Genomic DNA, 12,254 nt, shown 5'->3' on the forward strand with positions numbered 1-12,254 from the left:
ACCGGTCATATTGCCCGTGATCGGTTTTCCGTGGGATGATCCCGGCATACATTCGGTACGGGGTGGAGGTCGGACGGTCCGGCAATTCTGTCGATCATGAATTGGTGAGTTTTTCCGGTGGCGTCACGGCGAAACCGGCGGTTGATAGCGGAGGGTCCGGTGATGGTGAATTCCGGAGAATGGGTCGACGACCCCGACTTGTCCATGAACACCGTGGCATTTCGCCCGGATCGGCAGCTGGTGGCGAGGGCGGCGGAGGCGGCGGCCATCGCCAACGACTATCCGGACATGACGGCCGCGGGCGCGACCGCCGCGCTGGCCGAGCATCTCGGGCTGCCCGCCGATCATCTGGTGTTCGGGCCGGGATCGGCCGCGCTGTGCCAGCTTCTGCTGCTGGTCTGCTGCGAGCCGGGCGCGCAGGTGGTGCACCAGTGGCCGTCGTTCGAGGGCTATCCGTCGATGATCGGGCACGTGCGCGCCGACGCGGTGCCGGTCGCCCTGGACGGGGTGGACACCGATCTGGACGCGATGGCCGCAGCGGTCACCGACCGGACCGCGGTGGTCATGCTGTGCAATCCGAACAATCCCACCGGCGCGCTGCTGGATCAGCAGCGGCTGCGGCGGTTCCTGGACCGGCTGCCCGACCACGTCACGGTGCTGATCGACGAGGCGTACCGGGATTTCGTGCTCGACCCCGGCTACCGCGACGCGCTCGACCTGGTCCGCGAGGATCCGAGAGTGTGTGTGCTGCGCACGTTTTCGAAGTCCTACCGGCTGGCCGGGCTGCGGATCGGCTACCTCGTCGCCCAGCCCGCGCTGACCGCGCGCCTGGCCGTCCTGCGCATGTTCTTCGCGCCCAGCGCTCCGGCGCAGGCCGCCGCGGTGGCCGCCCTGGCCGGGGTCGCGGAGATGCGGCAGCGGTGCGCGCAGGTCGGCGCGGAGCGAACCCGCCTGCGGGACCTGCTGATCGAGCAGGGCTGGCAGGTTCCGGTGAGCCAGGCCAACTTTCTGTGGGTGCCCACTCCCGACGCGGGCGAATTCACCAGGCACTGCGCCGCCTACGGCCTGCGGGTGCGCGAGTGGGCCGAGCGCGGGGTGCGCGTGACGATCGGCAGTCCGGCGACCAACGACGCGTTCGCGGAGGTGGCCGCCGGATTCCGGGCCGCCGCCCGGCAGGCGGTCGCGCCGTGAAACCCGGCTATATCGACTCACGCACCGAGGAATTCGATCCGGCCCCGGCGCTGCGGCACTATCTGGCCGGGACCGCCGCGGGCGACGGCGACCGGCTCGATGCCGTGACCCGCTACGCCGTGCAGCCGCCGGGCAAGCTGGTGCGCCCGGTGCTGCTGGTGGAGTCGGCGGCGGCGGTCGGCGCGGATCCCGCCGACCTGGTGCCGATCGCGGTGGCGCTGGAGTACCTGCACGTGGCCACCCTGGTGCACGACGACATCATCGACGGCGATCTGCTGCGCCGCGGCCGCCCCACCGTGCACGCCCGCTACGGCCGCGACGAGGCCATCGTGGCCGGGGATGCGTTGCTGCTGGACACCTTTCGCACGCTGACCGAGGCCGCGGAGCTCGGGTTCCCCCCGGCCGCGGTGCTGGAGGCGGTGCGCATCGTCGCGGTCGCGGGACTGGATCTGTGCCGGGGGCAGGCGATGGAGGCGGGCCTGGCCGGTGACCTGTACTGCGGGATGGCCCGCTACCGCACCATGGCCGGGCTGAAGACCGGTGCGCTGTTCATCGCGGCGTGCGCGGCGGGCGCGGTGCTCGGCGGCGGCAGCGGCGAGGAGGTCCGCGCGCTGCGCTCGTTCGCCGACCATCTCGGCTGCGCCTTCCAGATGCGCGACGATCTGCTGCCGTATCTGGCCGACACCAGCCGGGCGGGCAAGAGCTCGGTCACCGACATCGTCAATCAGCGGCCGACGTTCCCGGTGCTGGTCGGCATCGAACTGGCCGACACGACGCAGTGCTGGCGCATCGAGCAGTCGCTGAGTGGGCGGCTGCCCGCCGACGAGGCGCACCGGCTGCTGCGGCAGGTGCTCACCGAGACCGGCGCGCTGGCCGAGGCGTCGGCGCGGGTGGCGGCCGAGGTGGCCGCGGCGCGTGCGGATCTCGCGCCGTTCGGTGTGCGCGGGGAGCGGCTGATCGCCTTGGCGGACAGCATGATCGGGCGCACGTGGTGAGCGCGCGCACCCGGCGGCACTGGTGGGCGCACGTGGAGACCTGCCGCCCCTACACCCTGGCCTATCCCGGCCTGGCGGGCCTGGCGGGCGCGGCCCTGGGCGGGCATCCCGCACCCGCGCAATGGATGACGGCGTGGCTGGCGCCGACGCTGGTGTGGGCCGCGGGCCTGTACCTGGGTGACTACCTCGACCGCGAGTTGGACGCGGGCAGCAAACCGCACCGGCCGATCCCGTCGGGGCGGCTGCGCCCGGGGACCGCGGTGGCGGTGGGCGCGGGCTGCGTGGCGGTCGCGCTGGCGGTGACGGCGCTGGTCCAGGCGTGGGCGGTCGCGGTGGCGGTGCTGGGCGCGGTCGGCGTGGTGGTCTACAGCAAGGTGCTCAAGCCGCGCGGCATCTTCGGCAATCTGGCGCGCGGGCTGCTGACCGGCCTGGTGCTGCTGTTCGCGGCGACCGTGGTGGACGGCCATCCGGTCGCGCTCGCCTGGGCGTGGGCGTGCGTGTTCCTGGTGCAGGACACCGCGTCGAATCTGGTCGGCACCGTGCGCGATACCGCCGGGGATCGGGCGGGCGGGTACCGCACGCTGCCGGTGGTGATCGGCGCGCGGGCCGCGAGCTGGTGTGCGGCAGCGCTTTTCGCCGCCGCCATGGCGGCGGCCGTGGCGCTGGCGGTCATCGGCGGGCTGGGTGCGGTGGGCGGCGGGCTGGTGCTCGCGGCCGTCTGCCTGGGCCTGGCCGGGTACCGGGTGCTGCTCGGCGGCGACCCGGCCGATCCGCGGCGGGCGCTGCGCACCCACGAGATCCTGATCGCCGAGCGGCTGGTGCTGGCCGCCGCGGTCGCCTCCGGCGGCCTCGGGGCGCCGGTCGCGGTCGTGATTCTGGTTGCGGCGCTGGCGATCTCCCTGTCCACGCAGGCGCTGCTGCGGCGCCGGCACGAATTCGGCGATATCCCTGTGAGGTCGGCATGACCACCCGCACGATCGATACCGCGCTCGAGACCGGTGCGGAGGCCGTGCTGCGCCACCGCGCCGCCGACGGGCTGTTCGACTACGACTCCGGGGTCGGCGCGACGCTGGCCACCGCGGGCGCGACTCTCGTTCTGCACCTGCACGATCCGGTCGGCTCCCGCGCGTATGTGACGGGCGGGGTCGCGCACCTGAGCCGGACACAGAACGGCGACGGCGGCTGGGGTTCGGTGCCCGGCCAGCCCACCGAGGCGGTCACCACCGCCATCGCGGCCGCCGTGCTGCACCTGGTGGACGCCGACGGCAGCGGCGACCGCGTGCGGGCCGGGCGGGCCGCGCTGGACCGGCTCGGCGGGCTGTCCGGCATCGCCGACCCCGCGCTGTCGGCGGTGTGCCACCGTTTTCACGCCATGGCCGGGTGGGCGCCGCCCGCGCCGGTTCGGGTGCCGCTGTGGGTGTTCGCGCTGCCGCGGCTGCGGCGCACCCGGATGTCGTTCCGGTCCGGGGTGCTGGCCGCCACCGCGCTCGCCCAGGCGCGCGCCGAACCCGGCGGGCTGCTGCGCCGCCTGATCGACCACGCCGCCACCCCCGCCGCGCTGCGGGTGCTGTACGGCATCCATCGCGACGAGGGCGGCACCGGCGCGTTCGGCGCCGACGCCTGGGCGGCCGGGATGACCGGGTTGGGGCTCGTACGCTCCGGCGCCGCACCGGATCTCACCGAGGCCATCGCGGACTTCCTGCGCCGCAGCGTCTTCGCCGACGGCTCCTGGACGATCGTCGAAATCCGGCTCACCTACACCGGTTTCGCGGCCACCGGCCTGTGCGATGCGGGCTACGGGGCCGATCCGCGGCTGGCGGTGACCGCCGACGGCGTGCGCGCCGCGCAGCTGACCCGGCCGTTCACCATGCTGGACTGCCCGCCCGGCGGCTGGAGCTACTCCGGGCCCGACGGCTGGCCGGTCACCCTGGAATCGGCGGAACTGCTGTCGGCGCTGGCGAAAATGCCGGGCGCGGACCGCGATCCGCACGTGGCGCGGGGCGCGCGCTGGCTGGCCGGGCGGCAGGACACCCGCGGCTCGTGGAGCCTGTGGGTGCGCGACACCGCCCTCGCCAACGACGGCCCGTGCCCGTACCTGACCGCGCAGGCCGTCGACGCGCTGCTGGACGCCGGAATCCCACCCGAGGACAACGGGATTCGGCGCGCGGCGCGCTGGCTGGCCGGGGTGCAGCGGCCCGACGGCTCGTTCGAATCGCTGTGGTACCGCGGCCACACCGCCGGGACCGCGCAGGTGATCGGCGCGCTGGCGCGGATCACCGACCCGGCCACCGACCCCACCGTGCGCGGCGGCGTGCGCTGGCTGCTGGCGACCCAGCACTCGGACGGATCGTGGGGTCCCGGCGACGGCCGGGCGGGCTCGGTGGAGGAGACCGCGTGGGCGCTGCGCGCCCTGCTCGAGGCCGGAATCGCCCCCGGCACAGCCGAAATCGACCGCGCCGCGGACTGGCTGCTGGCCCGGCAGCAACCCGACGGGCACTGGCCCGAGGCGCCGGTCAGCGCCTACATCCGGCACTGCGTGCACTACCCCAACGGCGCGATCACCGCGGGCCTGGCCCTGCGCGCGCTGGCCGCCTATCGCCGCGGCCTCGGCAGGAAGGACGACGATGGCTAGTGGAACCGACGCCGACGCCGTGGTGTGCGGCGCGGGAGCGGGCGGCCTGGCCGCGGCCTGCGCGCTCGCGGCGGCCGGGCTGGCGGTGATCGTCCTGGACAAACAGCGACAGCCGCCGTCGATCGCGAAGGGTGAACTGCTGCAACCGGGTTCGCTCACCGCGCTGGATCGGTGGGGAGTGACTCGACGGCTGCTGGCGGCGGGCGGCGTGGAGATCGACCGGCTGTGCGCCCGCGCGAGCGACGGGCGGGCACTGCTGGAACTGGACTATCCGGGGCTGCTCGGCGGCCGCCGACGGATCCTGTCCGCCGACTACCCGACGATTCTCGCCGCCCTGGCCGACAGCCTGCCGCCGGGCGTGCGGGTGCATCGCGGCGTGCCGGTGCGCGGGCCGCTGCACGACGACACCGGACGGGTGTGCGGAGTCGAGGTGGCCGACGAGCGGCTCGGCAGCGTGCGCGCGCCGCTGGTGGTGGCCGCCGACGGCGCGGCCTCCGGACTGCGCGCGGCGGCGGGGATCGCCGTCGCCCGCACCCAGTATCCGCACCGGCTGGTGTCGTTCGACGTGCCCGGCGCCCGGGACGAGGAATTGACCGCCTACGTCACCGATCGCGGTCTGCGCCTGGTGTATCCGCTGCCGCACGCGCGCACCCGGCTCTACATCCAGGCCGGTCCGCAGGAGCTGCGCGGCCGCGACGACGCGGCCATGCGGCGCTGGGCGGTCGAGGCGACCGCCGGGATCGCGGCCCTGGCCCCGCTCGCCGAGCTGCTGCTCGATCCGCGCACCCAGCGCCAATTGTTCTCCGTGCCACGGTATCTGGTGGACCGGCTGGCGCTGCCCGGCCTGGCGCTGGTGGGCGAGTCCGCGCACGCGGTGCATCCGATGGCCGCGCAGGGCATGAACTCCGCCATCGCCGACGCGGCCGAGCTGGCCGACCGGATCACCGCGGTGGGCGCGGCGGACCCGGCCGCCCTCGATCGGGCGCTGACCGACTACGAGCGGGTCCGGCTGCCGCAGCTGCGGCACGTGGCCACCGTGAGCCACAATGCTTCGCGCATGCTCACCGCGGTCTCGCCGGTGGGGCGCCGGCTCGGGCGGCGGCTGCTGCGCGGCACGGCGAACAATCCGCGGCTGCTGGCGGCGACCTGCCGCAATATCGCCGGGGTGAACCCCGCCCCGCTGGGCATGGTCGACCGGCTCTACCAATTGGGCCTGCTGCCCGCCCAGCGTGGCCGCGACATCGAGGAGGCGATGTGCTGACCGAAGAGCACGCCTGGCGGCTGCCGGTGGTGCGCGACGGCGCGTACGACCTGCCCGCCGTCTGCCGGTCCATGCAGCAGGCCGGGCCGATCGTGCCCGCCCGCACCCCGAACGGGAAGACGGTGTGGGTGGTGACCCGGCACGCGGAAGTCCGCCGGGTGCTGGCGGATTCGCGGACCACCGCCGATCGCGCGCACCCGAACTTCCCGTCGTTCGAGCAGTCCGCGGACGCGCCGGTGCTGATCTCCGGGCCGAATCCGTTTCTGGTGTCGATGGATCCGCCCGCGCACACCCGGGCGCGCGGCGATCTGAAGCGGGAGTTCGAGGAGCGGCGCATCCGCGACTACGCGCCGGTGGTGGAGAAGATCATCGCCGAGGCCGTGGGGCAGCTGCGGGCCGGGCCGCGGCCGGTGGATCTGGTGGCGGAGTTCGCGCTGCGGGTGCCGTCGCGGGTCATCTGTGAACTGCTCGGCGTGCCGTATGCCGACCACGACTTCTTCGAATCCCGCACGCCCGCACTGATCGACAACACCGTCACGCCCGAACAGGGCCGGGCCGCGTTCGGCGAGATCCACGAGTACCTCACCGGGCTGGTCGCCGCGCAGGAGGCCGATCCCGGTGACGACATCATCGGCAACTATGTGCGCGCGACCCGCGAACGCGGCGACTACCGGCGCGAAGCCCTGGTGTCGCATGCGTTCCTGCTGCTGATCGCGGGGCACGAGACCACCGCGAATCAGATCGCGCTGAGCGCGCTGGCCCTGATGCAGCGCCCGGAGCTGCGCGAGCATCTCGACGGCGACCCCGTCCGGATGGCGAGCGCGGTGGACGAGATGCTGCGGTATTTCACCATCGTGGACACCGTGTCGCGGGTGGCCACCGCCGATATCGAGATCGGCGGGGTCACCATTCGCGCCGGGGACGGGATCGTGGCCCTGTGCACGATCGCCAACCGCGACCCCGACGTGTATGCCGACCCCGACGAGCTGGATCTCACCCGTGGCAGCCGCAGGCACCTGGCCTTCGGCTTCGGCCCGCACCAGTGCCTCGGCCAGGGCCTGGCCCGCCTGGAACTGGAACTGGCCCTGCGCACCCTGGTCACCGAGCTGCCGGGCATGCGGCTGGCGGTTCCGGCGACGGAATTGGAATTCAAGGGCACCACTTCGGCTTTCGGGGTTCGTCGGCTTCCGGTGACGTGGTAGGTCCCGGCCAAAAGCATGCCGGGAACAAATCGGAGGGCGCGTGCTGGAACAAATCGGAGGGCGCGTGCTGGAACAAATCGGAGGGTGCGTGCTGGAACAAAGCAGAGGGTGCGCGCCGGAACGAAGCAGAGGGCGCGTGTCGGGAGCGAAGCAGAGGGCAGCCGGGAGCACATCGGAGGGTCGACGGAAGTGAAGGGACTGCTGTGGTGGGATTGAGCAGCGGGTCGCTGGGTGGGGCGATGTGGGAGTGGGCGCGGCGCGGCGGGGATCGGGTCGCGCTGTGGGACGACGCCGGTGCGGTGAGTTACGCGGCGCTGGCGCGGCGGGCCGATGCGCTGGCGGTGGTGTTGCGGGAGGTGGGGATCGGGCGGGGGGATCGGGTGCTGATGCAGCTGCCCAACGGGTGGGAGCTGGTGGTGGGGATGCTGGCGGTGCAGCGGGCCGGGGCGGCGGCGATTCCGGCGCTCATGGGGCATCGGCTGCACGATCTGACGCGGATCGCCGAGACCGCCGGTGTGGCGGCCGTTTTCACCGTCGACACCCATCAGGGGCACGATCATCGCGGCGATGCGCATCGGCTGGCCGCCGGGCGGCCGGTGTTCGTGGCGGGGGAGGACGTGGGCGCCGCCGATATCGATCTGCGCCGCGCGTGCGAGCACCGGGTCGAGGAGGCGGACCGGGTGCGCGCCGACCTGGACCGGCACGACCCGGACGTCGACGAGGACGCGGTGATCCTGCTGTCGGGCGGCACCACCGGCCGTCCCAAGCTGGTGCCGCACACCCATCGCGACTACCGGCACGCCTTCCGGGCGTGCGCGGCCGCGAGCGGGGTGGACGCGGCGACGGTGTATCTGGCGGCATTGCCTGTCGCACACAACTTTTCGCTGGCCTCGCCGGGCATCCTCGGCGTGCTCGACGCCGGGGGCACCGTGGTGCTGGGCCGCTCGCCCAGTCCCGAGGCCGCGTTCGCGGCGATCGCCCGGCACGGGGTGACGATGTCGGCCCTGGTCCCGGCCGTGGCCCGGCGCTGGGCCGAGCATGCCCGGTCCTCGCCCGCCGCCCGCGCCGCGGTGGCCGGTCTGCGCCTGCTGCAACTCGGTGGCGCGGTCACGCCGCCCGACCTCGCCGCCGAGGTGGAAGGGGCCCTCGGGGTCACCGTGCAGCAGGTGTACGGGATGTCGGAGGGGCCGGTGTGCATGACCTCGCCGGACGATCCGCCCGAATTCCGGTACCACACCCAGGGATTGCCGGTCACCGGCGACGAGATCCGCCTGCTCGACACCGCCGGGCAGGAGGCCGACGCGGGAACGGTCGGGGAGGTGGTGACCCGCGGACCGTCGCTGGTGCGCGGCTATCTCGGCGCCGCCGACGACAGCGCGTTCACCGCCGACGGCTGGTACCACACCGGTGATCTGGCCCGCCGCCGCGCGGACGGTCGGATCGACATCGCCGGGCGCATCAAGGATCTCGTCAATCGCGGCGGCGAGAAGATCTCGGTGGTGGAGGTCGAGACGGTGCTGTACGGGCTGCCCGGGATCGCGGCCGCGGCGGTGGTGTCGCTGCCGCACCCGGACCTCGGCGAATGCATCGCGGCCGCCGTCGTTCCCGCCGCCGGGACCGCGGTGGATCTCCCACGGGTCCGGAAGTTCTTCGCCGACACCGGCGTTGCCGCGCACAAGACGCCCGACGCACTGTTCGTCGTGGACGACATCCCGCGGACCGGCATGGGCAAGGTGGATCGCCCGACGCTGCGGGACCGGTTGACGGCGGCGCGATCCGCCGCGAACGACAATGCGAAGGATGGTGTTCGTGCGTGCGGTACGGTCGGCGCTGAGCTGTGATTACGAGAATGCCGCGACGGCGGTGACCGGGCGGCGCGCCCTGGCCGTCGTGGAATTCGGCGCCGAGGAGGGCCCCGCGGAGCTGCGCGACGGCGTCCCGGTGGTCCGGATCCGCGCCGCCGCAACCGAATCCGCGGGTTTCCGCGAGGTGTGGATCACCGACGGCGACGCGCGGACCGGCCACACCGACGGCCTGGTCTACGCGCACGACGACGATATCCTGTTCTGCGCCGGGCACATTCGGCACGGCGACCGGTACGCGGCACACACCCGCGAGCGGTACGCGGCCGCCTTCGGCCTCGCCGACGCGCTCGGCTACCCCACGCTGGTCCGGATGTGGAACTACGTCGGCGACATCAACGCGGCCAATGCCGACGGCCTGGAGATCTACCGCGACTTCTGCCTGGGACGGGCGGAAGCCTTTGCCGCACACGGGAAGGCGATGCCCGCCGCGACCGGTGTCGGCACGCACGGCAGCGGCGTGGTCTTCTACTTCCTGAGCTGCCGGTCCGGCGGCGTCACCCACATCGAGAACCCGCGCCAGATCCCGGCCTACCGGTATCCGCGCCGCTACGGTCCGAAGGCGCCGACCTTCGCGCGGGCGACCCACCTGCTGCCCGACGGCGGCAGCGACACCCTGTTCGTCTCGGGCACCGCCGCGATCCTCGGGCACGAGACGGTGTGCCCGGGCGATGTGGCGCGGCAGTGCGAGGTGGCGCTCGCCAATATCCGGGAACTGGTCGGCGAGCAGAATCTGGGCCGGTACGGGATCGCCAAACCCTATGGGCTGTCGGCGATTCGGCGCGCCAAGGTGTACGTCCGCCACCGCGAGCACCTGGAGGTGGTGCGCCGGGCCTGCGCCGCCGCGCTGCCGCCGGAGGCCGAGATCGCGTACCTGGTCGTCGACATCTGCCGCAGGGACCTGCTGGTCGAGATCGAGGCCGTGGCATGAGGGACGAAAAGTGATGGAGCAGACGATAATTCGGCCACTGTCCCCGTCGGAGCGACGGTTCGTGTCCAGCGGTGTCTTCGGCTACTGGACCGTCCCGGTGACGGGGGACTTCGATCCGGACGCGATGCGGGCGGCGTTCACCGCCCTCCAGCACGCCTACCCGGTCCTGGGCTGCCGGATCGTCACCCTCGAGGACGGCGATCGGCTGGTGCGGCCCACCGAGTTTCCCGCCGAGGGCGCCTGGGTGCGCGCCGGTGATCCGGAACCGGTGCGGGCCCCGGCCGGATTCACCGATCCGGATCGGCAACTGGCGTACCTGGATATCGTGTGCGGCCGGGACGGGGCGCGGGTCACGCTGTTCGTGCATCACAGCATCGCCGACGCCCGCCACGACATGGAACTGTTCGCGCGGCTGTGGGACCTGTACGCGGGCCATCCGGCCTCGGTCGCCGATCTGCCTGCGCCGCAGGACTATCCGCAGTCGCTGGAGTGGCACGTGACCACGCGCGGCATCGAGCGCGGGCCCCGCTCGGGTCTGGAACCGGTCTACCGGCCCATGCCCGACGAGCCGGAGACCGTCGGCGAGATCCCCTACCGCAATATCCTGGCCCGCCCCGACCGCCTGATCCTCGACGCCGAGATCACCACCGGCATAGTCGAATCCGGCCGCCGCACCGGGCTGTCGGTCAACAGCCTGGTCAGCGCCGCCCTGCTGCGCGCCTACGCCACCGTGGCGTCGACGGACGGCAGCCCGGTGCCGGTGGGCGTGTTGGCGGCGGTGGATCTGCGGTCGCGGCTGCTGCCCGCGGTGTCGGCGACCGGCGGCACCACCATGTCGACCTTCGCCTGCTTCGACGCCGAGATCGAAACCGCCACCGCCGCCACCGATCTCGCCCGCCGCATCGGCGACCGGTTGCGCACCGACCTGGACAGCGGCGTGGTCGCCCAGTCGGTGCTGCACTTCCCGGATCTGTTCGGCGACACCCGCAAACACAGTCTGGCCGGGCACATCTCGCTCACCAATCTGGGCGCGATCCCCGCGCTGCGCACGCCCGCCGGGCTGACGGTCACCGACTACGAGACCGGATTCCACCTCGCCCACCCGCGCCCCTCGGCCGCCGATTCCCCGGCCGCGCTGCTGCAGGTCTACACCTACGCCGGGCGCATGACCATCGGCTACGTCGGCGACCACCTCGGCACCGACGCCGTCCTCGATGCCATCCGCGCCGAACTGACGGAGGTGAGCCGATGACCGGCCCGGCCTTCGGCGTGGTGATCGTCACCTGGAATCCCACGCCCGGCAATGTCGAGCACGCGATATCGCTGGCGCGGCGCGGCATCCAGGTGTGCGTGGTCGACAACACCCCCGTGCCCCAACCCTGGTACGCGCGCCTCACCGACGCGGGAATCACGGTGCTGCACAACGGGAACGAGGGCGGCCTCGGCGGCGGCTTCAACCGCGGCATCGACCTGCTCGCCGGGCGCGGCGCCGAGGTCTTCTTCCTGTTCGACCAGGACTCCGAACCCGGCGACGACTACTTCGACGCCATGCTCGCCACACCCCGGCCCGAAGGGTCGGCCCCGCTGCTGGCCGGTCCGGTGATCTACGACCGCGGCACCGGCATATTCCTGCTCGGCAACGAGGTGGTCGACGCCGACACCATTGCCGCGCACGCGAAGAACGGCCCGCTGGAGGCGCCCTTCGTGATCTCGTCGGGCACCATGATCACCCGGGACGCGTGGCAGGCCATGGGCCCGTTCGACGAGCGCTACATCATCGACTACCTGGACTGGGACCTGTGCCTGCGCGCGACCCGGCGCGGCGTGCGCGTCGTGGTGAATACCGGTGTGGTGCTGCGGCACAGCGTCGGCGCGTTCGAGATCCGGTCGCTGCTCGGCAGATCCATGCTGGCCTTCCACTATCCGCCGTTCCGGCGCTACTACACCGCCCGCAACTGCGTGCACTTCACCACCCGCAATGCCCGCCACCGGGCCGAGTTGCTGCGGCTCAATGCCCACCTGATCTCGAACGTGCTGTCCATCGGCCTGTTCGAGCGCGACCGGACGAGCAAGCTGCTCGCCCTGGCCGCCGGGGTCGTCGACGGTGCGCTCGGCCGCCTCGGCCATTTCACCGATACCCGGCCCCACCTGGCCGCGCTGGTCGCGCGGTCGCGATGACA

Annotated in this window: 10 protein-coding genes; all 10 read left to right on the forward strand. The window is 72.9% G+C overall.

Translation table 11 applies throughout. The annotated features are described in order from the left end of the window. The first annotated feature begins 162 nt into the window (after positions 1–162). The 10 genes from HPY32_RS09795 (at position 163) to HPY32_RS09840 (ending at position 12,252) form a co-directional block, all read left to right on the forward strand. Entirely contained in the window at positions 163–1,191 is a 1,029-nt protein-coding gene (locus HPY32_RS09795) for an aminotransferase class I/II-fold pyridoxal phosphate-dependent enzyme (protein ID WP_082871581.1), read from the forward strand. Beyond that, a complete protein-coding gene (locus tag HPY32_RS09800; RefSeq protein WP_067591025.1) occupies positions 1,188–2,186 on the forward strand; it encodes a polyprenyl synthetase family protein in 999 nt (332 codons plus the stop codon). Before HPY32_RS09795 ends, HPY32_RS09800 begins: the two co-directional genes overlap by 4 nt. Further along, positions 2,183–3,151, forward strand: coding sequence for a UbiA family prenyltransferase (locus HPY32_RS09805; protein WP_197696564.1), 969 nt, complete (start codon positions 2,183–2,185; stop codon positions 3,149–3,151). The genes HPY32_RS09800 and HPY32_RS09805 overlap by 4 nt, the downstream gene beginning before the upstream one ends. Next, a complete protein-coding gene (locus HPY32_RS09810) occupies positions 3,148–4,818 on the forward strand; it encodes a prenyltransferase/squalene oxidase repeat-containing protein (protein WP_067591021.1) in 1,671 nt (556 codons plus the stop codon). Before HPY32_RS09805 ends, HPY32_RS09810 begins: the two co-directional genes overlap by 4 nt. Further along, positions 4,811–6,079 (forward strand): FAD-dependent oxidoreductase, encoded by a 1,269-nt coding sequence (locus tag HPY32_RS09815; protein ID WP_067591017.1) that lies wholly within the window; start codon positions 4,811–4,813, stop codon positions 6,077–6,079. The genes HPY32_RS09810 and HPY32_RS09815 overlap by 8 nt, the downstream gene beginning before the upstream one ends. Further along, on the forward strand, positions 6,073–7,281 hold the full coding sequence (locus tag HPY32_RS09820; protein ID WP_082871579.1) for a cytochrome P450: 1,209 nt from the start codon (positions 6,073–6,075) through the stop codon (positions 7,279–7,281). Before HPY32_RS09815 ends, HPY32_RS09820 begins: the two co-directional genes overlap by 7 nt. 206 nt (positions 7,282–7,487) lie before the next feature. Then, a complete protein-coding gene (locus HPY32_RS09825) occupies positions 7,488–9,122 on the forward strand; it encodes an AMP-binding protein (protein ID WP_156674583.1) in 1,635 nt (544 codons plus the stop codon). Next, complete coding sequence (locus HPY32_RS09830; protein ID WP_197696563.1) at positions 9,091–10,074, forward strand: FkbO/Hyg5 family chorismatase; 984 nt, start codon at positions 9,091–9,093, stop codon at positions 10,072–10,074. The genes HPY32_RS09825 and HPY32_RS09830 overlap by 32 nt, the downstream gene beginning before the upstream one ends. A 61-nt stretch (positions 10,075–10,135) precedes the next feature. Next, on the forward strand, positions 10,136–11,326 hold the full coding sequence (locus HPY32_RS09835; RefSeq protein ID WP_231951748.1) for a phthiocerol/phthiodiolone dimycocerosyl transferase family protein: 1,191 nt from the start codon (positions 10,136–10,138) through the stop codon (positions 11,324–11,326). Beyond that, the gene (locus HPY32_RS09840; RefSeq protein WP_067591007.1) at positions 11,323–12,252 is read left to right on the forward strand and encodes a glycosyltransferase family protein; all 930 of its coding nucleotides are present in this window, start codon (positions 11,323–11,325) and stop codon (positions 12,250–12,252) included. Before HPY32_RS09835 ends, HPY32_RS09840 begins: the two co-directional genes overlap by 4 nt. The last annotated feature ends 2 nt before the right edge of the window (positions 12,253–12,254 follow it).

This window comes from Nocardia terpenica, assembly GCF_013186535.1.
Classification (GTDB): Bacteria; Actinomycetota; Actinomycetes; order Mycobacteriales; family Mycobacteriaceae; genus Nocardia; species Nocardia terpenica.

Coding starts and splice junctions, on each gene's coding strand:
- HPY32_RS09795 (WP_082871581.1), top strand. CDS start 163: ATGGTGAATTCCGGAGAATGGGTCGACGACCCCGACTTGTCCATGAAC.
- HPY32_RS09810 (WP_067591021.1), top strand. CDS start 3,148: ATGACCACCCGCACGATCGATACCGCGCTCGAGACCGGTGCGGAGGCC.
- HPY32_RS09815 (WP_067591017.1), top strand. CDS start 4,811: ATGGCTAGTGGAACCGACGCCGACGCCGTGGTGTGCGGCGCGGGAGCG.
- HPY32_RS09840 (WP_067591007.1), top strand. CDS start 11,323: ATGACCGGCCCGGCCTTCGGCGTGGTGATCGTCACCTGGAATCCCACG.